The organism is Dyadobacter endophyticus (assembly GCF_014641595.1).
GTDB lineage: Bacteria > Bacteroidota > Bacteroidia > Cytophagales > Spirosomataceae > Dyadobacter > Dyadobacter endophyticus.
On sequence record NZ_BMIA01000007.1, the window covers coordinates 125,641 to 149,442 of the forward strand.

Annotated in this window: 18 protein-coding genes and 1 pseudogene; 13 read left to right on the forward strand and 6 right to left on the reverse strand. The window is 49.8% G+C overall.

All coding sequences use genetic code 11. The annotated features are described in order from the left end of the window. Window positions 1-15 precede the first annotated feature (15 nt). From nuoL to IEY24_RS30875, 4 genes are all read left to right on the forward strand, one after another. On the forward strand, window positions 16-1,935 hold the full coding sequence (nuoL, locus tag IEY24_RS30860; RefSeq protein ID WP_188939150.1) for an NADH-quinone oxidoreductase subunit L: 1,920 nt from the start codon (window positions 16-18) through the stop codon (window positions 1,933-1,935). Window positions 1,936-1,989: 54 nt separating this feature from the next. Continuing rightward, on the forward strand, window positions 1,990-3,438 hold the full coding sequence (locus IEY24_RS30865; protein WP_188939151.1) for a complex I subunit 4 family protein: 1,449 nt from the start codon (window positions 1,990-1,992) through the stop codon (window positions 3,436-3,438). A 9-nt stretch (window positions 3,439-3,447) separates the two neighbouring features. Then, window positions 3,448-4,842, forward strand: a complete 1,395-nt coding sequence (locus tag IEY24_RS30870; RefSeq protein ID WP_188939152.1) for an NADH-quinone oxidoreductase subunit N — start codon at window positions 3,448-3,450, stop codon at window positions 4,840-4,842. Between the two features lie 115 nt (window positions 4,843-4,957). Beyond that, on the forward strand, window positions 4,958-6,115 hold the full coding sequence (locus tag IEY24_RS30875; protein WP_188939153.1) for a polysaccharide biosynthesis protein: 1,158 nt from the start codon (window positions 4,958-4,960) through the stop codon (window positions 6,113-6,115). A gap of 9 nt (window positions 6,116-6,124) precedes the next feature. Here the strand turns inward: IEY24_RS30875 and IEY24_RS30880 are convergent, their stop codons facing one another. Further along, window positions 6,125-7,036, reverse strand: coding sequence for an alpha/beta hydrolase (locus IEY24_RS30880; RefSeq protein ID WP_188939154.1), 912 nt, complete (start codon window positions 7,034-7,036; stop codon window positions 6,125-6,127). 379 nt (window positions 7,037-7,415) lie between these two features. On the opposite strand from IEY24_RS30880, the gene IEY24_RS30885 reads away from it, so the two are divergent. The 5 genes from IEY24_RS30885 to IEY24_RS30905 all read left to right on the forward strand — a co-directional run bounded on the left by IEY24_RS30885 (window position 7,416) and on the right by IEY24_RS30905 (window position 12,085). Next, on the forward strand, window positions 7,416-8,189 hold the full coding sequence (locus IEY24_RS30885; protein ID WP_188939155.1) for an alpha/beta fold hydrolase: 774 nt from the start codon (window positions 7,416-7,418) through the stop codon (window positions 8,187-8,189). A gap of 88 nt (window positions 8,190-8,277) precedes the next feature. Continuing rightward, window positions 8,278-8,949: a CBS domain-containing protein gene (locus IEY24_RS30890; protein WP_188939156.1), complete on the forward strand. Its 672-nt coding sequence runs from the start codon at window positions 8,278-8,280 to the stop codon at window positions 8,947-8,949. A gap of 112 nt (window positions 8,950-9,061) precedes the next feature. After that, entirely contained in the window at window positions 9,062-9,937 is an 876-nt protein-coding gene (locus IEY24_RS30895; protein WP_188939157.1) for an NAD kinase, read from the forward strand. A 28-nt stretch (window positions 9,938-9,965) separates the two neighbouring features. Continuing rightward, the gene (locus IEY24_RS30900) at window positions 9,966-10,988 is read left to right on the forward strand and encodes a dipeptide epimerase (protein WP_188939158.1); all 1,023 of its coding nucleotides are present in this window, start codon (window positions 9,966-9,968) and stop codon (window positions 10,986-10,988) included. An 8-nt stretch (window positions 10,989-10,996) separates the two neighbouring features. Then, the gene (locus IEY24_RS30905; protein WP_188939159.1) at window positions 10,997-12,085 is read left to right on the forward strand and encodes an aminotransferase class I/II-fold pyridoxal phosphate-dependent enzyme; all 1,089 of its coding nucleotides are present in this window, start codon (window positions 10,997-10,999) and stop codon (window positions 12,083-12,085) included. A 13-nt stretch (window positions 12,086-12,098) separates the two neighbouring features. Here the strand turns inward: IEY24_RS30905 and tatC are convergent, their stop codons facing one another. Together tatC and pdhA are read right to left on the reverse strand one after the other, a co-directional pair. After that, window positions 12,099-12,980: a twin-arginine translocase subunit TatC gene (gene tatC / locus IEY24_RS30910; protein ID WP_188939160.1), complete on the reverse strand. Its 882-nt coding sequence runs from the start codon at window positions 12,978-12,980 to the stop codon at window positions 12,099-12,101. Between the two features lie 137 nt (window positions 12,981-13,117). Then, window positions 13,118-14,149 carry a pyruvate dehydrogenase (acetyl-transferring) E1 component subunit alpha gene (gene pdhA / locus IEY24_RS30915; protein WP_188939161.1) on the reverse strand — a complete coding sequence of 344 codons (1,032 nt, stop codon included), beginning with the start codon at window positions 14,147-14,149 and terminating at the stop codon, window positions 13,118-13,120. Between the two features lie 124 nt (window positions 14,150-14,273). Here pdhA and recF point away from each other — a divergent pair, with 124 nt between their 5' ends. Next, window positions 14,274-15,377 carry a DNA replication/repair protein RecF gene (gene recF, locus IEY24_RS30920; RefSeq protein ID WP_188939162.1) on the forward strand — a complete coding sequence of 368 codons (1,104 nt, stop codon included), beginning with the start codon at window positions 14,274-14,276 and terminating at the stop codon, window positions 15,375-15,377. 44 nt (window positions 15,378-15,421) lie between these two features. Here recF and IEY24_RS33170 read toward each other — a convergent pair. Together IEY24_RS33170 and IEY24_RS30925 are read right to left on the reverse strand one after the other, a co-directional pair. Beyond that, window positions 15,422-15,583 (reverse strand): annotated as a pseudogene (locus IEY24_RS33170) (type II toxin-antitoxin system RelE/ParE family toxin); the annotation flags it as partial. Window positions 15,584-15,914: 331 nt separating this feature from the next. Next, the gene (locus tag IEY24_RS30925; RefSeq protein ID WP_188939163.1) at window positions 15,915-16,982 is read right to left on the reverse strand and encodes a mannose-1-phosphate guanylyltransferase; all 1,068 of its coding nucleotides are present in this window, start codon (window positions 16,980-16,982) and stop codon (window positions 15,915-15,917) included. A gap of 274 nt (window positions 16,983-17,256) precedes the next feature. On the opposite strand from IEY24_RS30925, the gene IEY24_RS30930 reads away from it, so the two are divergent. Next, window positions 17,257-20,340: a carboxypeptidase-like regulatory domain-containing protein gene (locus tag IEY24_RS30930; RefSeq protein ID WP_188939164.1), complete on the forward strand. Its 3,084-nt coding sequence runs from the start codon at window positions 17,257-17,259 to the stop codon at window positions 20,338-20,340. Window positions 20,341-20,352: 12 nt separating this feature from the next. Here the strand turns inward: IEY24_RS30930 and upp are convergent, their stop codons facing one another. Then, complete coding sequence (gene upp / locus IEY24_RS30935) at window positions 20,353-20,997, reverse strand: uracil phosphoribosyltransferase (RefSeq protein WP_188939165.1); 645 nt, start codon at window positions 20,995-20,997, stop codon at window positions 20,353-20,355. A gap of 126 nt (window positions 20,998-21,123) precedes the next feature. Between upp and IEY24_RS30940 the strand changes: the two genes are divergently transcribed. Both IEY24_RS30940 and nadC read left to right on the forward strand, forming a co-directional pair. Then, window positions 21,124-22,893 (forward strand): capsule assembly Wzi family protein, encoded by a 1,770-nt coding sequence (locus IEY24_RS30940; RefSeq protein ID WP_188939166.1) that lies wholly within the window; start codon window positions 21,124-21,126, stop codon window positions 22,891-22,893. A 17-nt stretch (window positions 22,894-22,910) separates the two neighbouring features. Beyond that, a complete protein-coding gene (gene nadC, locus IEY24_RS30945; protein ID WP_188939167.1) occupies window positions 22,911-23,774 on the forward strand; it encodes a carboxylating nicotinate-nucleotide diphosphorylase in 864 nt (287 codons plus the stop codon). The last annotated feature ends 28 nt before the right edge of the window (window positions 23,775-23,802 follow it).

The following is a 23,802-nucleotide window of genomic DNA, read 5'->3' on the forward strand; positions in this document are numbered from 1 at the left end:
GATTAAAAAATAGACATGTCTGCATCATTACTCATCCTGATTCCGCTGCTGCCGCTCGTCGGCTTTCTGATCAACGGAATAGGATTTCGCAATATTCCCAAAGGCGCAGTCGGTATTATCGGAACGCTGGCCGTTGTAGCCAGTTTCGTCTTGTCTGTCATGACGTTCAATGCATTCGTAGCGTCCGGCAGCCAGCCGTTTATCGTTCCGCTTTTTGACTGGATCACCGTCGGCGACCTCAACGTCCCATTCTCATTCCAGATCGACCAGCTTTCGCTGCTCATGCTGATGATCATTACCGGCGTAGGCTCGCTGATCCACATTTATTCGATCGGCTACATGCACCACGATTCGGGTTTTGGTAAGTTTTTCGCTTACCTGAACCTATTTTTGTTTTTCATGCTCCTGCTGGTGCTGGGTTCCAACTACGTGATCATGTTCATCGGCTGGGAAGGTGTAGGACTTTGCTCTTACCTACTCATCGGTTTTTGGAATAAGAACACCAACTACAACAATGCGGCCCGCAAGGCTTTCATTATGAACCGCGTGGGTGACCTCGGCTTCCTGCTGGGTATCTTCACGATCATCGCCACATTCGGTTCGGTTGAGTATTCCGAGGTTTTCAGCAAAGCCGCAGCTGGTTTCCAGGTGGGCGATCCGGTGATGATTACCATTACGCTGTTCCTTTTTGTGGGAGCAATGGGTAAATCGGCGCAGATTCCCCTGTACACCTGGTTACCCGACGCGATGGCCGGTCCGACACCCGTGTCAGCCCTGATCCACGCCGCAACGATGGTTACTGCGGGCATTTACATGGTGATCCGCTCCAACGTGCTCTATTCACTGGCCCCTTCGACGCTCGAAATCGTCGGTATTATCGGTGGCGCTACCGCGTTGTTCGCCGCTTCGATCGGTCTTCTGCAAAACGATATCAAGAAAGTACTCGCCTACTCTACCGTGAGTCAGCTGGGTTATATGTTCATGGGTCTTGGCGCAATGGCTTATTCGGCCTCGATGTTCCACGTAATCACCCACGCATTCTTCAAAGCATTGCTCTTCCTCGGTGCAGGTAGCGTAATCCACGCCATGTCCGACGAGCAGGATATTCGCTCAATGGGTGGTTTGAGAAAGAAATTGCCTGTTACATTCCTTACCTTCCTGATCGCCACTATCGCGATTTCAGGTATCCCGCCGTTTGCAGGTTTCTTCTCCAAAGATGAAATCCTTGCACACGTTTTTGAGCATAACAAACTCCTGTGGGTAATCGGTGTGCTCGGTTCGGTAATGACCTCCTTCTATATGTTCCGCCTGTTGTTCCTGACATTCTTCGGGACCTTCCGCGGTACGCACGAGCAGGAGCATCATCTGCATGAATCGCCTGCTTCGATGACCGTGCCGCTGATCATCCTCGCCATACTTTCTGCTGTGGGCGGTTTCATCGGCGTTCCCGAAGCACTGCACGGTTCGCACCATCTGGCCGAGTTCATGAGCCCGCTTTATGACCTGGCAAAAACAGCCAATCCGGCGGCATTCGGGCATACTTCCCTTTCGCATTCACAAGAATATATGCTGATGGCCATTTCAGTGGCAGCGGCACTGATCTCCGCGATTGCGGCTTATGTGATGTATGTGCAAAAAGGCGCGGTACCGGCTCCGGATTCGGAAGAGAAATCGGGCTTGCAGCGTGCGATTTATAACAAATACTATGTGGATGAACTCTACGATGCAGTGTTTGTACGGCCTATCAAAGTGCTTTCCAACTTCCTGTATGCCGGAATCGAATTCGCTATTGACCTGATTATCGACGCGTTTGTAAGGCTCGTGTCGTTGGGCGCCAAACTGTTGAGAAAAACACAAACCGGCTCCACCGGCGAATACGTTTTCGCGATGGTGATCGGCATTGTGGTCATATTATTCTGGAAGCTGTTACTCTGATCCGATCATCCATAAATCCGTTTCCTATTAGTTTCGGACCGTCGACTTGAAAATATGCTTACTCTTCTTTTAATACTTTTGCCGATAGCGGCAGGCGTTATCACCCTCCTGGCCGGCGAACGCATGGCTAAGCAGCTTGCGCTGGTAGGTGGCCTGGCTTCATTGGGCGTCGCTATTTTTACCTGGCTGCAATTCGACCCCGCCGCAGGTTCGCAATTCGGCTTCAAATACGCCTGGGTTGCTTCCGGTGGCATTTCTTTCGCTGCGGGCATCGACGGTATCAGCCTTTTGCTGGTTTTACTCACTACTTTTCTTACCCCGCTGATCATCCTTTCGGCATTTAAAAACGAGTACAAAAACCCGGCGGCATTCTATTCGCTGATCCTGTTTATGGAAGCGGCGCTGATCGGTGTTTTTACAGCTACCGACGCTTTCCTGTTCTACCTGTTCTTCGAAGCCGCATTGATCCCCGTTTACTTCCTTGCGGCGATCTGGGGCGGTGAGAACCGGATTAAGGTTACATTCAAGTTCTTCATTTACACCATTTTCGGAAGCTTGTTTATGTTCGTCGCACTGGTTTACCTTTATTACCAGACGCCGGGCACACATACTTCTGAAATAGCTGCATTTTACCAACTGCAACTCAGCTCCACAGCACAAGGTTACGTGTTCTGGGCATTCTTCATCGCTTTTGCGATCAAAATGCCGCTTTTCCCGTTCCATACCTGGCAGCCGGATACCTACACCGAGTCGCCTACCGCAGCAACAATGCTTTTGTCGGGTATTATGCTGAAAATGGGGGTTTATGGTCTGATCCGCCTGCTGCTACCGATCGTGCCCCTGGGCATGGAGCAATGGGGCTTCCTGGCGATGATCCTTTCAGTAATCGGTATCATTTACGGTTCCATTATCGCAATCCAGCAAAGCGATATGAAAACGCTTATCGCCTATTCGTCTTTCGCACACGTAGGATTGATGGCAGCCGGTGTATTTTCTTCTTCGCTGAATGGCTTGCAGGGCGCATTGATCCAGATGCTGGCGCACGGTATCAACGTCATCGGGCTGTTTTTCATCGTCGACATTATTTATTCCAGAACTAAAACCCGCTACCTCGATCAGCTCGGAGGCATTACACAAAGCACACCGCATTTGAGCGTGTACTTTATGATATTGTTGCTCGGTAGCGTTGCATTGCCGCTTACCAACGGTTTTGTAGGGGAATTCCTGTTGCTTTCAAGTGTATTCCAATACAAAGGCTGGCTGGGCGCTGTGGCCGGTCTGACGATCATTCTCGGTTCGGTTTACATGCTCCGTCTTTTCCAGAAATCCATGTTCGGACCGAAATCGAAATGGGTGGAAGGCTTCCAGGACCTTACCGCCAGCGAACGCGCCGTTCTGCTGCCGCTGGTGATCATGGTATTCTGGATCGGTATTTACCCAAGCACATTCCTGAAAATAACAGAGCCCGCTGTAAACCAACTGTTGCAACTGGTCAATAACTAAGTTAAGAATATGTATCCCATTATATTGTTGTCGGTTTTTGGAGTGTTAACGCTTTTTCTGGGCTTTTCGAAATCCAAAAACATCCTCCTGCCATCTACCCTGCTTTTTCTTGCGCTCGCACTGGGAAGCAACTTCATCGATTGGGGAAAAGGGCCGTTCCTGTACTTCGACGACATGCTCCGGGTGGATAATCTGACGCTCGCGTTCAACGGCATCGTATTGCTTTCTGCTTTTATGATCGTCGCCATCTCAGGTGGTTTTCAGGATAATGCGGATTCCGAACCGGCCGAATATTATGGGTTGATGCTTTTCTCGCTCGTTGGGGCGATCATGATGATCGGCTTCGATCACCTGATTATGCTCTTTATCGGTGTCGAAATCCTTTCCGTGGCCATGTACGTGCTCACAGGAAGCAACAAACGTAACCTGCGTTCCAATGAAGCCGCATTGAAATACCTGCTCATGGGTGCATTTGCGACGGGTTTCATGCTATTCGGTATGACATTGCTTTACGGCGCAACAGGCTCGTTCAATCTGGTAGATATCCAGGGCTTCGCGTCGAATATGCCTGCGGCTTCGCAGTCCTACATCTTTTACGCAGGTTTGCTGCTGCTGCTGATCGGTATGCTTTTCAAAGTATCGGCCGCGCCGTTCCACTTCTGGACGCCAGATGTTTACGAAGGCGCACCTACCATTTTCACTACTTTCATGTCGACCGTCGTGAAAACCGCAGGATTCGCCGCGTTGTTTCGCTTACTGAACCATACCTTTGCCATTTACGGCTTCTGGTGGATCGTCATTGCGGCGATAGCAGTACTTACCTTGCTCGTGGGTAACATCGGTGCCACCAGCCAAAACAGCTTTAAAAGAATGCTTGCCTACTCGGGTATCTCTCACGCCGGTTACCTGCTGATCGCGCTGACGGCCCTGAGCAAGCCTACTCAAAACGCCATTATATTTTACTCACTCGCCTACTCTTTATCAACTATCTCGGCATTTGGTGTGCTGATGCTCGTTTCCAAAGAAAAAAGCATCGAAGGACAGCCCAACGAGCGCTACGAAGCATTCAATGGTTTGGCCAAACAAAATCCTTTGCTGGCTTTCGTTCTGGCGGTATCAATGCTTTCCCTCGCCGGAATCCCGCTGACTGCCGGGTTCTGGGGTAAGTTCTTCATCTTTACCAGCGCAGCAGAACGCGGTATTATCTGGATTACGGTGATCGCTGTTTTGATGTCGACAATTGGTATTTACTACTATTTCCGGGTCATTATCTCTTCCTATTTCAAGGAAGGTGACACAGTAAGGATCCGGGTTGCGCCATTTTATCAGATCATTCTAGTACTCGCAACATTCCTGACTATTCTGTTCGGTCTTGCCCCCGGTATTTTCGAAAAGTTGATCTAAAAAGTTTGTAAATAATACCTTACAAAAAGAGCTGTACATTTTACGGCTCTTTTTTTGTTACCAAACTCCCAAAGCAGCGTATCAAGGATATCAGTTATTCAAAAACGATATCCAGATGCAAACACCACGACACACTTATCCCCATTTCACATTCAGGCCGGAAGATCTCCTGGGACGCGAACCAATTATACTTGACCTGCAAAACAGCATTCAGGAAATCCACGGGCGGAATATCCTCATCACGGGCGCCGCGGGTACGGTCGGCGGCGAGCTGGCCGCCCAGGTTTGCGCTTGCACCCCCGCGAGCATCGTATTAGTCGATCAGTCGGAAACGGCACTTTACGAGCTGGACCTTCAACTGAAACAGCAATTTCCGCAAACCGACATTTACAGCCACATCGGGAGCATTACCGACCCATTACGGATGGCGGATCTGTTTTCCCGGACAAATATTCACATTGTCTTCCATGCCGCAGCCTACAAGCATGTGCCATTCATGGAACGGCATCCCTACGAGGCGATCAAAACCAATATACTCGGCACCGAGATCCTCGCCGACTTGGCCGTCTCCTACCGGGTCGGGAAGTTCATTTTTATTTCGACAGACAAGGCCATCAGGCCCGCCAGCGTAATGGGTGCCACAAAACGCTTCGCCGAGCTTTACCTGCAATACCTGAGCAGCGAATATCCCAGCCAAACCCGATTTATCATCACCCGGTTCGGTAACGTCCTGGGCTCGAACGGCTCGTTCCTGATCCGTTTTGCACGGCAGATCCGGGAAGGTGGGCCTATTACGGTAACACATCCGAAAACCGAGCGGTATATGATGACGGCCAACGAAGCGTGCCAGCTCGTACTAGTAGCCGCTGCCGCAAGTGATGGCGGCGAGATTTTGTCATTCGATATGGGAAAGCCGGTAAGGATAGTCGAGATCGCACGCAAAATGATCCGGCTTGCAGGTTTGGAGGCTGGAACAGCCATCCGGATCCAATTTACGGGCCTCAGGCCAGGCGAAAAATTAATCGAAGAACTCTATGGTGACGGTATGCAACCAACCTCCTCCGGGCTACTTAAATCTTGCCGTTTCCCTGCCTCGGCAGAGCAATGCATGCGCTATGCGATGTCCTCATTGCAGAAAGCGCTCGACTCCGGCGATTCCGGGCAAATGGTCGCCGTCCTGAAATCGTTGATCCCGGAATACATCAGTGCCAATTCGCCTTTCGAGAGGCTGGACGCTATGCGTACGGGCGGCCATTTTCTGTCTAAGCGCTGACAGCCGATGTCACTGGGTCGTCAGGAAGCTGTTCGTACGCATCCAATGCAGGCACCGGCCAAACCACTCGTCGAACGATGGAGTTTTGGGGTAGCCATGCTGGCCTTGGGAATAAATATGCATGTCGGCAGCGACGCCTTTTGCATTCAGTGCTTCATAAAAGCGAATACTGTTCGATACCGGCACAACTGTGTCGTCGCCTGCATGCGTGAGATAGGCAGGCGGCGTGGAGGTCGTCACCTGTGAATCGTTGGAGAAATACCTGACCCGTTCCGCGGAGGGTGAAGCACCCAGCAGGTTGGCCGACGAGCCTTTGTGCCCTATTTTGCCGTCAAAACTGATTACCGGGTACACAAGCACCATGAAATCGGGCCGAAGACTTGTTTTTTGAGGGTTATCGATAAATGTGCTGTCATAATGTGTACCCGCCGTAGACGCGAGGTGCCCACCCGCCGAAAAGCCCATGATGCCGATTTTGGCAGGATCAATTCGCCATTCCTTCGCCTTCTCGCGCACTGTTTTAATGGCTTGCTGCGCATCCTGCAATGGCCCCACCGCCTTATCTTGCATGACACGGTCATTAGGCAACCGGTATTTCAACACGAATGCTGCTATCCCGGCCTTGTTGAGCTCCTTCGCTACCCGGTAACCTTCACGATCTATGACCAGCACGCCGTAACCGCCGCCTGGACAAACGATCACAGCGGTACCATTTCCCGTGCCAGCTGGCGGAAGGAAAGCTGTCAATGTCGGCTTCGAAACATTCCGCACGACGTTATTCTCGTTTGTTTCCTGATTTTCCGCCTCTTTGGCATTGGGAACACGGCCCGGGTAAAGCGGCATCTCCGTTTGTGCGAGCAGCGGAGCCGACAACACCGGAACAAGGCAAATGGCAGCCAACAGGCCGGATAGGTTAGTCATTTAATTTTTTTCTAATTCCTTTACAAACATTTTCTACCTAAATTTCGGTTACACTGAAAACGACCGGATCCGGTATGATTAATGGCCGGAAGAGCAGGTCCGATCAACGAAAGGCAGGCAAAAGGGGTAAGGCAGGATCCGGCAAAATATACCTGCCGTATGACAGCCCCCACCGTGGTTGAGCCATGTGAACAGAATTGCACCATTCTGTGTTATTCGACTAATTCTTTTAATATTAATATAATATTTACAAGAAATTAGAAACGCGTTTGTTACTTTGCCTCATTGAACAATCAAAAAAATAACTAGTTTTGTAGAGTAGCCCAATCATGCACTAGTTTCTTTGATAAGTTATAAATGGTCTTAAATCCACAAAAGAATGAAATATACAGTACGTGCAGAGGGCAGGTTTAAGTTTATCGACGAGGGAAAGGGCGAGACATTACTGCTTTTGCATGGCCTTTTCGGTGCATTAAGTAACTGGGACGGCATTATTGATCATTTTTCGAACCGTTACAGAGTTATCATTCCATTGCTTCCCATCTATGAGCTTCCCCCGCGGGAAGCCGGTCTGGAAGCATTGCTCGCCTTTCTTGAAGACTTTGTTTCGTTTAAAAACCTTACCAATGTTACGGCGATCGGCAATTCACTGGGCGGCCATATCGGCTTGCTTTACACGCTGAAAAACCAGGAGAACGTGCAGCGCCTCGTACTTACCGGCAGTTCTGGCCTGTTCGAAAACTCGATGGGCGGCTCATTCCCGAAACGCGGAAGTTACGATTATATCAAGGAGCGTGTGGCCTATACATTCTATGACCCGGAAGTGGCTACGAAAGAACTGATTGACGAGGTATTTGAAACCACTTCAAGCATTCCTAAATGCATGAGCATTGTAGGTATCGCGAAATCGGCTCAGCGGCATAACCTTGCAAAAGATTTGCACCAGATCACCGTTCCGACGCTACTCGTGTGGGGTCTTAACGACACCATCACACCGCCGCATGTCGGTTATGAGTTCAACCGTCTCATAGCTAACTCCGAATTGTACTTTATCGATAAGTGCTGCCACGCACCGATGATGGAGCACCCGCACGAGTTCAATGTGATCCTCGAAAGTTTCCTGGAAAAAGATGTCCCGGTTCCAACTGCCTAGAAACCCGGCAATCAGGGAAATTTCTTTTGTTACGATAGTTGATCTATATATTGTTTTTTTATAGCTTCGAAAAATGACGTTCTGACCCATGCTCGCAGCCAATCTGATAAATCCTATGATCCCCCTGCTGAAACCGACCGACTCGGTGGGCACGGCTTTGGATTGGATGGACGAGTTTGGTGTAAAACAACTGGTCGTCGCCGACTCGGGCGTCTACCAGGGGATCGTTTCGGAAGATATCCTTTTCGATATTACCGACATTTCCGAGCAGCTTTCCAAAGTAATCATCCAGCATAAGGACATTTTCGCGACCGAGGAACAGCATCCTTACGAGCTGCTCCGGCTCGTCAACCAGTTCGGGTTGTTGATTATCCCGGTGCTCCACGATGACCGGGCTTTTGCCGGGAGCATTCTGGTTACCGACCTGGTCGAGCATTTCGTCAACGAGCTGGGCGTGCAGGAAAAAGGCGCGGTTATTGTCCTTAAAATCGCGGAAAGAAGCTACTCGCTATCGGAAATCAGCCGTTTGATTGAGTCTAACGGTGTCAAGATCCTGAGCAGCTACTATTCGTCCGGAGAAGTTTATAACCCTACTAATGAGGCGCGGCTCACGCTTAAACTGAACCGGACGCACATAACCCCCATCATCGCGACGCTCGAACGCTTCGGGTACGAGATCGAAGAGGCACATGCCAACGACCCCATCGAAAGCCTCGACCAGGAGCGGCTCGATATGCTCTTGCGTTACCTGGCGACCTAGCGGTCGGCGCTCGGTACCCGGACGCCCGCTTCCTCAAATGTGCTTGCGGCTTTTGAATCGGCACATTTGTCCTGTATCTTTCGGCTGAAACCACAAGTTTTATTTTTCCTTCATGAAAATCGCCATTCACGGACGCAACTTTAATGAGTCCGCAAGGCCGTTCATTGAAAATATGTTCGATGAACTGGCGCGCAGAAAAGTTGAAGTCCAGCTTTCAAAGTCTTTCAGGACATTTCTGGATCAGGCCGGCATTTCCCATTATTCCGAGCTGGTTTACGAAAAACCCGAAGAACTTTTCGACGCACGTCTGATCGTGAGTATGGGTGGCGACGGCACATTGCTGGAGACGATTTCGCACGTCGGCAGCCGGCAGACGCCGGCTATCGGTATCAATGTCGGCCGTTTAGGGTTCCTGGCCACCGTCTCCCCCGAACGCATCACCGACATGATCGCCGCGCTCGAAAACAGCCAGTTCCGCATTGATGAGCGCACGCTCGTGGAAGTAGAATCCAATGTCGATCTTTTCGACGGACTGAACTTCGGTTTGAATGATTTCACGATCACCAAAACCGATACTTCGTCGATGATCACGGTGCATACCTATTTGAATGACGAGTTTCTGAACTCCTACTGGGCCGACGGACTTATCGTATCGACGCCGACAGGCTCGACAGGCTATTCGTTAAGCTGCGGGGGGCCTGTACTGGTGCCGCATTCGCAGAACTTTATCGTCACGCCGATCAGTCCGCATAACCTGAATGTTCGCCCGCTGGTAGTGGAAGATACGGCCGTGATCCGCCTCGAAGTGAAAAGCCGCAGCAGCAACTTCCTCGTCTCGCTCGACGCGCGTTCACGAATTGTCGACGAAAACACACAGCTTCTGGTGCGCAAAGCAGGCTTTATAGCCCGTCTTATCAAGATGAAAGATGACAGTTTTTTGAATACATTGAGAAGTAAACTATCGTGGGGGCTCGACATGCGAAACTAGGCCCCGAAATCCTCACTTCCGACACCGTATGCGCCTTACGTACCACACTTTCGACCTTCAACTCAAACATACCTTCACCATCGCGCACGACTCGCGCGATGTGCAGCAAACGCTGATCGTCCAGCTCAGCGACGGTCTGTATTCCGGCTTCGGCGAGGCAACTTCTAATCCGTATTACGGCATCACGATCGGAAATATGATCGGGACGCTGGATATGGTCAGGGATATTGTCGAAAAGGGGAAATATGCCTCTGCGGAAGAACTCTGGAGCATGGTACACCCGCTTCTCAGAGACAATTCTTTCGCGCAATGTGCGTTGGACGAGGCCGCACAGGATTATTTTGCCAAAAAGAAAGGCCAGAAACTGTACGAAAGCTGGGGATTGTCGCCCGAGCATATTCCTATGACTAACTTCACGATCGGGATCGACACGGTGGAGAAAATGGTGGCCAAAATGAAAGAACTTCCGTGGCCGATTTACAAGATCAAACTGGGCACCAACGAAGACCTTCGCATTGTACAGGAATTAAGGAAAAATACTGACGCACTTTTCCGCGTCGACGCCAATTGCGGCTGGACAGCCGATAAAACGATCGAGCTCGCCCCACAACTGGCTGCGCTGGGTGTGGAGTTCATTGAACAACCATTGCCCGCCGACGATATCGAAGGGATGAAAAAGGTATTTGCCGCCAGTACATTGCCTGTAATCGCCGATGAAAGCTGCATTATTGAAGAGGATGTCGATAAATGCCACGGCCTGTTTCATGGCATTAACGTGAAACTGACCAAATGCGGCGGACCTACCGCAGCTTTGCGCATGATCGCAACAGCGCGGTCTCTGGGCATGAAAACCATGGTGGGCTGCATGACGGAAACCAGCGTGGGTATATCCGCCATCGCGCATTTGCTTCCGCTACTGGATTATGTCGATATGGACGGTTCCTTGCTGATCCGCAACGACCCAGCCACCGGGGTTACTTTCGATTTTGGCAAAGTAATCTATGCCAAGGGGAACGGCACCGGCGCTGCATTGAAACCTGAAATCCAGTAATCACGGCCGTGAACGTCCATCACACCCGTAAGCTTCCCGGCAGGACCGTCGAGACTACCGACGGACGGAAATTTTTGTGGTTCAGCGGTACGGATTATCTCGGAATGGGACACAACGAAGACCTTCGTAACTATGTACATTCAGCTACGGAAACTTTCGGAAATCACTATGGGAGTTCAAGGAATAACAGTCTCCGGCTCGATATTTATGACGAATCGGAACGGCAACTGGCTGATTTTCTGCAATCCGACGCTGCGCTGATCGTCTCCTCCGGCATGTGGGCCGGGCAGTTGCTGATGAAGGAAATTGAAAATGTAGTTCAAAGCCATTCGAATCCCGACAATATCATCTTCCATTACGCTCCGGGCGTCCATCCGGCTTTGTGGGGCACCGCATTTCAGCGGACAGGTTTGGAATGGCAGGAATGGGCTATCCGAACCGTTCAAAAGATCAACGGGGCCTCACCCGGCACTGCGCATATCATTTGCTCCGATGCGGTAGGTTCGCCGATGGTGAAAGCATTCGATTTTACTATTTTCGACGCATTAGAGAAACCCGCCTGGCTGATCCTCGACGAGTCGCATTCACTTGGCGTGCTTGGCGTAAAAGGAAAAGGTATTTATTCCAATATTGGCAAAAAACTGCTGCCTCAAACTGTTTTTGTTTCTTCTCTTAACAAAGCGATGGGCATTCCTGCCGGAGCTATTTCAGGACCCAAAAGCGTTATTGAAAAGGTTCGGCAATCGCCCTGGTTCGCCGGCGCTTCCCCGCCTGCACCCGCCTATGTTTATGCATTGAAGAGGCTTTTGGAAGAGGACAAATATGCCGCGGCACACGTGTTGCTGATGGAAAATATTCGCTATTTCAACCAAAGAATAGCGGGTAGCACGCTTTTCGAATCCGTTGCCGGTTACCCTGTGTTCTGTTCGACCAATGCGGCACTTTTTGATTATTTGCTCCGAAACGGTGTGATGGCTTCGTGTTTCCCCTACCCTTCTCCTGCCGACGCGCCGGTGACGCGCATTGCGGTGAGCAGCCTGCACCAAAAAGAAGACCTCGACCGGTTGGCCGAGGTCTGTAAGCAGTTTATCGCTTAATATCTTACCTAAATCAATCTTCGGTAGTTGTTCCGCCTAGTTTCGCAAGGCGTTTTTCCTCGCGCAATTTCTCACGCTCCACTTTCGCCGAAACCATAATACTGAGCTCATAAAGCATGAAAAGCGGAATCGCAACGAGTATCTGGCTGTAAATATCCGGCGATGGAGTGATTATCGCAGCCACGATCAGAATTACAATCATCGAATGCTTGCGGTATTCACGCATGAATGCCGGCGTGAGCACCCCGATTTTCGATAGCACAAATACAACGATCGGTAACTGGAACGCTACGCCGCAAGCCAACGTCAACGTCGCCACCAGCGATATGTATGAAGAAATACTAAACTCATTGATAATAGAAGGATCCAGCGTAAAGTTGGCCAGAAAGTTAATCGCGAGCGGCGTTACCACGAAATAACCGAAAAGTACCCCGGAAAAAAACAGGAATGTGACATAGAATACGGCTCCGCGTGCAGACCTTCTCTCAGAAGGTTTCAGCCCCGGCTTGATAAACCTCCAAACTTCCCAGAACGCATAGGGAAATGCAAAAACCAACCCGGCGATTACCGAGGAGGTCATACTCATCGTGAACTGGTCGCCCATTCCGATGGCCTGCAATTTGAAATTCAATGCCTTGATACACAAATCCTCATACCCAACAATAACCGAAAGCTTACAAAGCATTTTGTAAGTCCAGAAATCGGCTCGGGATGGAGCTATGATGACATAGTGATAGAGTTCTTTGATATAAACAAATGCAAGAATCGCAAATACGAGAATCGAAGCACCGGCGCGGATCACGTGCCATCTTAACTCTTCGAGATGCGAGAGGAACGACATCTCCTTGCCTTCACCTTCCTCTTCTTCGTTATCAAAATCCTGATCCAGGGACATACTTTAAATTATTACTAGAATTCAATCTACGTGGAAACTGAAAAACAGGATCACTCCCTGTTTACTAAAAGTTGAAATTACTTAAAAAACCCGTCGAAGTGATCCGACGGGTTTTTATTCATGCGCTCTGGATCAAATTAATCCATTACAAAAGGGTAATCGCTCTCGACGTACACATCGGTGTAGGCCTCTTTCGGATCCGGCCACTCCGATTCCTCGGCGAATTGCACGGATTCAGCAACGATTTCTTTTACCTTTTTATCGATATTTTCAAGATCCTCCTCGGTAGCAATTTTGTTTTCGAGGATCACCGCACGGATCTGTTCGATCGGGTCGCGGTGTTTGTATTCTTCTACCTCTTCTTTCGAACGGTATTTCTGAGGATCGGACATGGAGTGCCCGCGGTAACGGTAGGTACGGAATTCCAGGAAAGTAGGTCCTTCACCTTTACGGGCACGGTCCGCTGCACGTGAAACCGCTTCGTGGATCGCCTCCACGCTCATACCGTCCACAGGTTCCGAAGGAATGTCGTAAGCCTCTCCGAGGGTGTAAAGCTCTGTAACGTTAGAAGAACGCGCCACGGAAGTACCCATCGCGTAACCATTGTTTTCAACAACGAAGATCACAGGGAGTTTCCAGCTCATCGCCATGTTCAGCGTTTCGTGGAACGAGCCCTGACGGATCGCACCGTCGCCGAAGTAGCAGATACACAGGTTATCGGTTTTGTTGTATTTCTCAGCGAATGCAAGGCCCGCACCGAGGGGAATCTGACCGCCCACGATACCATGACCTCCAACGAAACCAACTTCTTTATCAAAAATGTGCATGGAACCGCCCTTACCTTTGGTAGTACCGGTCTTCTTGCCGTAAAGCTCAGCCATGATCGCATTCGGACTGGTGCCCAATGCGAGGGGAATACCGTGGTCGCGATAAGCGGTGATGTACTTGTCACCCTTTTTCAGGGCACTCACCGCGCCGGAAGAACATGCTTCCTGACCGATGTACAGGTGACAAAAACCACGGATTTTCTGCTGACCGTACAACTGGCCCGATTTTTCTTCAAAACGGCGTTGTAAAAGCATATTCTCGAACCAGAACATGTATTGCTCCTTCGGATGCTGTAACTTTTTGGGGGCTGATGCTTTCTTTTTCTCAGTAACGGTGGCCATGTATTTGGTTCTCGTTTATAAAGACAGAACTTTGTCTTAAAGTTATGGTATGAACAGAGTCTGTTTTGCCGTACTCACGCAATGATGTGCGAAAATAAGCATAAACTAAATAACAAAGAAGTTCATGTGGCTAGAAAAGCTCCACCTTACATACTTTAAAAGCTATGAGGAGAAGGCCTTCACTTTTGGACAACATGTGAACTGTATCGTGGGCGAGAACGGCAGCGGCAAGACCAACCTGCTCGACGCAATCTATTTTCTGACCCTTACCAAAAGCGCATTTCACAATCAGGATGCGTTGGGCATCCGGCATATCAACGACTTCTTCCTGCTCGACGGCGTCTTCAATGAGCAGGGCAAACATATCCAGATCACATGCAGCCTGCAACGGGGCCAGCGAAAGGTTTTCATGGCCGATAAAAAGCATTATGAGCGCCTGAGCGACCATATCGGCCTGTTTCCTGTGGTATTAATAGCACCCGACGATACCGATCTCATTCGCGAAGGCAGTGAAGAACGCCGCCGGTTTTTCGACGGCGTGCTGGGCCAGGCAGTACCTGGTTACCTGAATGATTTTCTCCAATACAACAAAATACTCACGCAGCGCAACGGCCTGTTGAAGTTATTTGCCGAGCGGAATTACCTCGACGAAGACCTGCTCGAAACCTATAACGAGCCGCTGATTGTGCTCTCGCAACGCATTCACCGGCACCGCGTGACGTTCATGGAAAAATTCGTCCCGCTATTCTATAAATTCTATGAATTTCTCAGCAGCGGTCACGAAAAAGTGGATGTGATTTACGAAAGCGAAGTATCCAGCCCCGATTTCCCCGCCGAATTCCGCCGCAACCGCAGCCGAGATCTGCACGCGCAACGGACAGGTAAAGGCGTACATAAGGATGAATATGTATTCGAAATTGATGGGGTTACTTTAAAAAAATTCGGCTCCCAGGGTCAGCAAAAGTCCTTCCTGATTGCCCTGAAACTCGCGCAATTTGAGCTGTTAAAAGAAGAAAAAGGCAAAACGCCGATCCTGCTCCTCGACGATATTTTCGACAAACTCGACGACCGCCGTATTCACAAGCTCATCGAGTTGATCGATACCGGCTTCCTGGCACAGGTTTTCATTACCGATGCCCGGCCCGAACGCTCGCAAAGGATTTTAGAGCATGTAAAGGCTGATGTGCGTTTTTTTGAGATTGAGAAGGTGTTGAAGGCGGAGGGGTGATGCCTGCTGATTACAAGCTCGTGGACCGCGGTGATGTGATCGTGTCGTTTTCCAGCAAAAGGAAACTCTTCGAGAATTCTCAAACTGGCTTGTAACTTGGTCGTAAATTTTTCTGCACTCGCTTCACCCCAAGTATCGTAAAGATAACCTGCTATTTCAGAGAAGTTTTCCCTTGCGGGAGCTGTCCATTCTATCTCGTAAGCCACGCCTTATTTCTTTAAAGACCTCTTCATTAGAGAAAAGAGGGCCCGTTTTGGCTTCGCGTAGAGATCGGTTGAGTTGTTCGGTTACTTCCGGAGAATTGGAATAGGCACTATTGTCATAGTCTTGCTGCTCTCTGAACACACGACAGCAAATCTTCCATACGGTCTGCATTGATCTCGTTTATCAGGCGGATTGCTTCGGTTTTCATTTCCTGGTCAGACATAGCGCGCATTGTTTTGATTCAACACTAATCAAATTTATCGAATTAAAACAACAAAAGCCAGGCCTGAACGACCTGGCTTTTCAAACGGTATGCATTAATACTCAACCGAATTACACATATTTCGGATCGAGCTCCTTGGCTTGGGCTACAAATTCCTTCACTTTTTGTTCGTCGTCCTTTTTGCAGATCAGCAGCACGCCGTCGAATTCGGCGACGATGAAGCCGTCGAGACCGTTGATGACCACCAGTTTGTCTTTCGGCGTTTTGATGATCGAGTTGGTGGTATTGTGCAGGATCAGATTGCCGTCCGCTACATTCAGGTTGGCATCCTTTTCCGATACTTCATACATCGATTTCCAGGTACCAAGATCCGACCAGCCGAAACTGGCTAGTACTACGTGCACATTCTCGGCTTTTTCCATAATACCATTGTCGATGGAAATACTGCCGCAATGCTGGTAAGCGCGCTGAACAAACGAATCCTCCGAATTGAGGTAGTAATGGTCGTTGCCGCCCTGGAAAATCTCCGCGATATCAGGCTGGAACCGGGTCAGCGCCTTTTTGAAGGCATTGATGTTCCAGACAAAAATTCCGGCATTCCAGACAAAATCACCACTGTCGAGGAACTGCAATGCAAGCTCCAAATGCGGCTTTTCGGTAAATGACTTTACTTTTTTGACCGTCAGCTTATCCGGAATATATTGGATATACCCATAACCGGTGTCGGGGCGGGTCGGCTGAATACCGAGCGTTATCAGGATATCTTCATTACGCGTAGCACCCAGTGCTACTTTGATTGTATCCTTGAAAACTTCCTCTTTGAGAATAATATGATCTGCCGGTGCCACTACGACATTCGCATTGGGGTTCCGGGCCGCGATTTTGTAGCATGCATAAGCAATGCAGGGGGCGGTATTCCGGCGGTGGGGTTCCAGCAGGATCTGATCGTCGGTCAGCTCGGGGATCTGCTGTTTGATAAGCTCCTTGTATTCCTGACTGGTTACAATATAAATATTTTCAATAGGGCACACGCCGTCAAATCTGTCGACAGTTTGTTGCAGCAGCGTCCTGCCTGTGCCGAGCACATCATGGAACTGCTTGGGGAAATCCGTCCGGCTAAACGGCCAAAAACGGGTTCCTACACCGCCTGCCATGATTATCACATAAGTATCCTGCATCTGTGGCTATGTTTGTTGTAACGCTAAATAATCCTTCAAAACTAATGATAATGCGTCAGTATGCTCAACCACGTCTCCGAAAAGTCGGGAAAATTAGTTCATGGCATTTAACGCAATCGTTCACCGATATTGTAAATTGGCTAATCGTGATGGGGAGAAATCGACGGAATGCGGAACATGAATATTTTATAAATACCCAAAGAAAAAATTGGATATAATTAAAAAGAAATTGATTTCTTAGTAACTTGTTAAAGACATCAGCCCATTAAGAACCATGAACAAAACTTCTACTACCGTCAGGAATCTGCCGCTTTTGCTCCTCTCTTTGTTGTTTTGGCAACATTCTTTCGCGCAGATTAGTTTAACCGGCAAGGTTACAGAATCAGTCACACAGGAACCGCTGGCCGGCGTCAGCATTCGTATACAGGGCAAAGTTGCCGGTACGATCACCGATACAAAAGGTGGTTTTTCCCTGACCACAGCATCCAATCCCCCATTTTCGATCGTCGTCAGTTCCGTAGGCTTTCAAACTCAGGAAATTGCGGTTACAGCAAGTGTATCGAGCCTCGATATCAAGCTGGTGGAACAGCCCGTCCAGGGAAGGGAAATCGTGGTTTCTGCCTCTCGTGTAGAGGAAAGCGTGATGAAATCGCCGGTAGCGGTCGAAAAACTCGATATCCGCGGCATTCGCGACACGCCTTCCACAAACTTCTATGATGCGCTTTCGAATCTGAAAGGCATCGACATGACGACGCAGGGCGTTTTGTTCAAATCGGTGAATATGCGCGGCTTCGGCGCGACCGGGAACCCTCGTACCGTTCAGATGATCGATGGCATGGATAACCAGGCACCCGGGCTCAATTTCCCGCTCGACAATATTATCGGCATGTCCGAACTCGACGTCGAAAGCGTGGAGGTATTGCCCGGCGCAGCATCGGCATTGTACGGACCTAATGCCGTGAACGGGCTGATTTTGATGAACAGCAAGAGCCCGTTTCTTTATCAGGGCCTGAGCGCGAACCTGAAAGGCGGTATCATGCACGAAAAAAACCGGACGAAGGCAACTACGCCTTTTGCCGAGGGAACAATCCGCTATGCCAAGGCATTCAACAACAAATTCGCATTCAAGGTAAACCTGTCCTACATCCAGGCGAAAGACTGGGAAGCTACCAATTATACAAACCTCAACGTAGGCGGCAATGCGGACCCTAATCGGGGAAAAGGCACCGATCTGGATTACGATGGAACGAATGTGTATGGTGATGAAATCCAGACCAATATCAACGCGGTAGCCAAAGCGCTTGCCGCGGCGGGTCAGATTCCCCAGCAGGCGGTAGGCCTGGTGCCCAACTCGTTTGTCAGCCGCACGGGTTTCCGCGAAAAGGACCTGGTGGACTACAACAGTAAAAGTTTCAAGGCAAATGCCGCATTGCATTACCGCCTGAACGAGAAGGTGGAAGCCATTGCCCAAGTGAACTACGGTTACGGAACAACGGTTTACACCGGAACCGGCCGCTATTCGCTCCGTGATTTCAACCTCACCCAGGCAAAACTTGAACTACGGGGCGATAATTTCACCGTCAGGGCCTATACTACCCAGGAACGTTCCGGGAAGTCGTACCTCTCCGGCCTTGCCGCGGTTTCCATGCTGAGTGAGATCAAACCGAACAATACATGGTTTGGGCAATATGTGGGTGCATTCGTGCAGGCACGGAATTCAGGTGCAGCAGAGGCAGATGCGCACGTGCTCGCGCGCCAGTTTGCCGACCAGGGTATGCCGCAGCCAGGCAGCGCTACATTCAACCAATTGCTGGATAAGTATCGCAATATGCCCATCGTGAACGGCGGGGGCGGTTTTGCCGACAAAACCAATATGTACCACGTTGAAGGATTTTATAATTTTAAAAACCAGATCCGCTTCCTCGAACTAATCGCAGGGGCCAATTACCGGCTCTACACCCTCCGCTCCGCCGGGACATTATTTGCTGATACCAAAGAAGGCCGCGACGGGACCATTCCCATCAATGAATGGGGCGCATTTGTTCAGGCTGGTAAAAACCTGCTATCCGACCATTTGAAACTGACGGGCTCGATACGATACGACAAAAATGAGAACTTCGACGGGCAATTTACACCGAGGGTGTCGGCGGTCACCACTTTCGGAGAGCATAATATCCGCCTCTCTTACCAGACCGGCTTCCGCATTCCAACCACTCAGAATCAGTATATCGACCTCAGAACGCCTTCGGGAACACTGGTAGGCGGCCTGCCCGAGTTTGATTCTCGGTACAATCTGTCAAATGGCATTCTCCGCCAGAACCTTTCAGAAGCAAACGTGGCGGCGGTTGTGAAAAACGACCCTTCGATAATCCAGAGCGCACAGCAATACGCAACAGTGGTAGTTACCCAACAGGCGACGACTGCTATTACGCAACAGGTAACCACAGCGGTAACTGCACAGGTAAACCAGGGTGTTGCGGCAGGAACTATTCCAAACGACCCGGCGGCGATCCAGGCAGCCATTACTGCGGGTGTGAACCAAACGCTTCCGGGCGTGCTGTCGGCCCAGCTTCCTGGTATTCTGGCGGCACAAGTACCGGGCCTCGTTCCCGACCTGGCGAAGGCTTACGCATTAGGTAAACTTCCCAAATACCAGCCAGTGAAACTGAAACCGGAGCGCATTGCTTCCTACGAGATCGGTTACAAGGGTATTATCGCCAAAAGACTATTTATCGACGCCTATTATTATATCAGTAAATACAAAAACCTGATTGGTGGGACGGTGATCGTCGTGCCTACTGCTGCGGCCGCGCCCGGCCTACCCATCGAATCGGGAATCGGGGTAGGGAGCTACCAGGGATTTGCGCGGACGGTGAATACAACGGAAACCATTACTACACGCGGCTTCGCGATCGGTCTGAACTATGCATTGCCGAAAGGCTTCAACGTGGGCGGGAATGTGGCAAACAACGAATTGAAAGACTTTACGCCATCGCCGGAAGTGCAATATTCGCAGTTCAATACGCCGAAATACCGGTATAATGTAAATTTTGGACGACGCATTACTAGCTCCAACACCTGGGGATTCAATGTAGTGTATCGTTATCAGCAGGCATTTTTGTGGGAATCCAGCTTTGTAGTGCCTACTACTACCGATGTGCCGGTATTCTCCAACACGCGCGTGCCGGCGATCAAGAATCTCGATGCGCAGATCAGCTGGAAAGTTCCGGCGATCAAATCGATCATTAAAGTGGGTGGTACCAACCTGTTCGGAAAGTCGTACTTCCAGTCGTACGCCAGCCCGAATGTGGGCAGCACGTACTATGTCTCCATTATGTTTGATGAATTGCTGAACTGAGTCGCGGTGACGCTACTTTTCACCATAAGCCAGGTCGCCGGCATCGCCGAGGCCTGGTACTATATAATATTGTTCGTTCAGCTTCTGATCCACGGCACCCAGCCAGAGGCGGCATTGCGGAATGCGGCTTTGCAGGTACTGCACCCCCTCAGGACTTGCTATAACCGATGCAATATGTGTCTGCGACGGGATACCGAACCGCAGCAATGCGTGGTAAACTTTTTCCATCGACCGGCCGGTTGCCAGCATCGGGTCGATCATCACGAGGATTTTACCCGTCAGATCGGGACTCGTGATGTAATCCATTTCAACCGTAAACTCCTCCTCTGCATTGATGTGATGCCCGCGATAGGCTCCGATGAATGCATTGTCGGCATGATCGAAAATATTCAGAAAGCCCTGGTGAAACGGTAAACCGGCCCGCAGAATGGTAGCGAGCACGATCGGCTGCAACATCGACCGGCACGATGCCGTACCGAGCGGTGTTTCTACTTTCCCGGTTTTGAAAGTGAGCGTTTTGGACATTTCATAAGCCAGCAACTCGCCCATCCGCTCCATGTTCCGGCGAAACCGCATCCGGTCTTTCTGACAATTTACATCACGTAATTCGGCCAGGTAATGATCTGCTATGGAAGGTTTTTGGGAAAGTAAAAACATGGGAGCGACAGTTTTTTAGACTACTCCATGCAAGATAATACAAATTCATTGACGTAATTTGGAACACCATTTCTAAAAATTACGTGCAAGAGCTCATATTGCGATCGTAGTAGATTTTTGTTGCCTATGTATCAAGGAATTATCCGGCATTTTAAATTACTGTTTTTAACACTGGTATCCTCAGCATACGTACACGCGCAAAGTTCATTCATTCCGCTAAACGACGACTATTATCATCTCATCGATCGTCTGGAAATTAAAAGAGGCAAATTTTCCGAAGGTTTTCACTACAATGCCAAGCCGTTCGAACGGAAAGCGGTGGTGGCGCTCACCGATTCCATATTAAAAGAAGGCACCGTCGACCTTACCGACCGCGATTGGGAAACGATCGATTACATACGCGAAGACAGCTGGGAATGGACGAAGGGAATGATCTCCACCGATTCGGCCAAATACAACAAGCTGGCACGGCTTGGTTGGTTCAAATCACCTCCTCCGGGGCAGAAACGGAAGTTCTTCCACCACCCTGCCGATCTGTACAGCATTCACAACAAAGATTTCGACCTGCATTTCAATTTTACCACCACCAATTTTATTGGAAAAGACAACAGCTACGACACCACGGCGCACCAGACGCTTTGGTTCACAGGCCGCGGAGTGGAAATCAGGGGCATGATCAATGATAAGCTCGGATTTTACACATTTGTGTCTGATAACCAGGGCCGTTTTCCGCGCTATGTAAATGCATTTGCTCCTAAATACAGCTTCCCCGGCGAAGGCTTGGCCAAAGCAACGCGCAACCACGGCAACGATTTTCTTTCAGCGCGTGGCTACATTACTTTTCGCCCGCTGAAAGCCATTAATGTCAAGTTCGGGCACGATTACAATACATTCGGCAGCGGTTACCGCTCGCTGGTCCTTTCCGATAACAGTAGCCCATACCTGTTTTTACGCCTCGACACCCAGCTGGGACGGTTCCATTATACGAACCTCTGGACCAGCATGATAGACGGCGGAAAGGATGCTTTCTCGGAGTTTTTGAGGAAAAAGAAATTTGCCGCTATCCACCATTTGAGTGTCAACCTTACCGACAAAATCAATTTCGGCGTATTTGAAGCCGAAGTTTTCAACCGCGATTCCGTTGGCGGCGGGTACGACCTCAACTACCTGAACCCCATCATTTTCTATCGTTACGTAGAATCCTACATCGGCAGCCAGGACAATGCATTGCTGGGTTTTGATTTCCGCTGGCTCGTCGGCAAAACCGCTTCCATTTACAGCCAGTTTGTCCTGGACGAATTTCTAACCCGATTCCTTTTCAACGGCAGCGGGTCGTGGACCAACAAATACAGCTTCCAGCTCGGCGGCAAATATGTGGATGCATTTGGGATACCTAACCTTGATTTGCAGGCGGAATACAACGTCGTGCGCCCCTACACGTACTCGCACAAGGACGGCGGGCGCAATTACATGCATTACGGGCAGGCGCTCGCGCATCCGCTGGGGGCTAATTTCCGGGAATATTTAGGGATAATACGCTATAAAGTCACGCCGAGACTGTCTATTTACGGCACCGTCATGTCGGCCATGCAGGGTAAAGATCCGAGCACGGGGTCTTATAATTATGGTGGAGATATTTCGAAAAGCTACGAAACGCGGAATGATGGTCGTCCAGGTGATCTCGGTGATGTTAATCAGAAAATCGGACAGGGTATTAAAGCAACCACATTATTTACGGATTTACGACTGTCTTACTCTTTGGCCCACAACCTGTTCCTCGACGGCCGGTATCTTATGCGAAAGGTGAAGTCACAGGATGTGAATGTGGCTACCAACTCCAACGTTTTTTCGATTGCCATCCGCTACAATATGGCGTACCGGCAGCAAACCTACTGATTTAAATTTCAAACAAAATGGAAACTGATCCACACGAACTCCGGAATCTTCTCAGGCTCGCATTGCTGGAAGATATCGGTGACGGAGACCATTCATCCCTGGCCAGCGTTCCCGAAAATGCCACCAAGCGTGCAAAGCTGCTGGTGAAGCAGGATGGTGTTCTTGCTGGGGTGGAAGTGGCGCAGATCATCTTCGATGAGACCGCTAAATATTACAATTACCCCCTTCCGAAAATTAATGTGTTACTTTTTGACGGTTCCGTCGTATCAACAGGAGACATTGTTTTTACGGTAGAAGGAAACGCACGTCTGATCCTGAAAGCCGAGCGGTTGGTGCTCAACATTATGCAGCGCATGAGCGGTATAGCCACCTATGCACGGCAAATGTCGGATCTGATCAAGGATTTGCCCGTAAAATTGCTCGATACCCGGAAAACGACCCCGAATTTTAGGCTTTTTGAAAAGATGGCTGTGAAAATAGGAGGTGCGGTAAACCACCGGATGGGCCTTTACGACATGATTATGTTGAAGGACAACCACGTGGATTATGCTGGCGGTATCGAGGCGGCGATTACCGGCGCCCGGAAATACCTGAAAGAAACGGGCCGGAAGCTGAAAATCGAGATCGAAACGCGGAACCTTGCCGAGGTGGATGAGGTGCTTCGCGTGGGGCAGGTCGATATTATCATGCTGGATAATTTCAATCTCGACGATCTGCGTGAGGCTGTGAAGCGGATCGGCGGACGGTACGAGACGGAGGCATCCGGCAACATTACCGAAAAAACATTGCGCGCAGTGGCCGAAACCGGTGTGGATGGAATTTCCTCCGGCGCGCTCACGCACCAGGCGCGAAGTCTGGATTTAAGTCTGAAAGCCTTCTAACCTTTTCATTCATATCAAAAGCGTATGC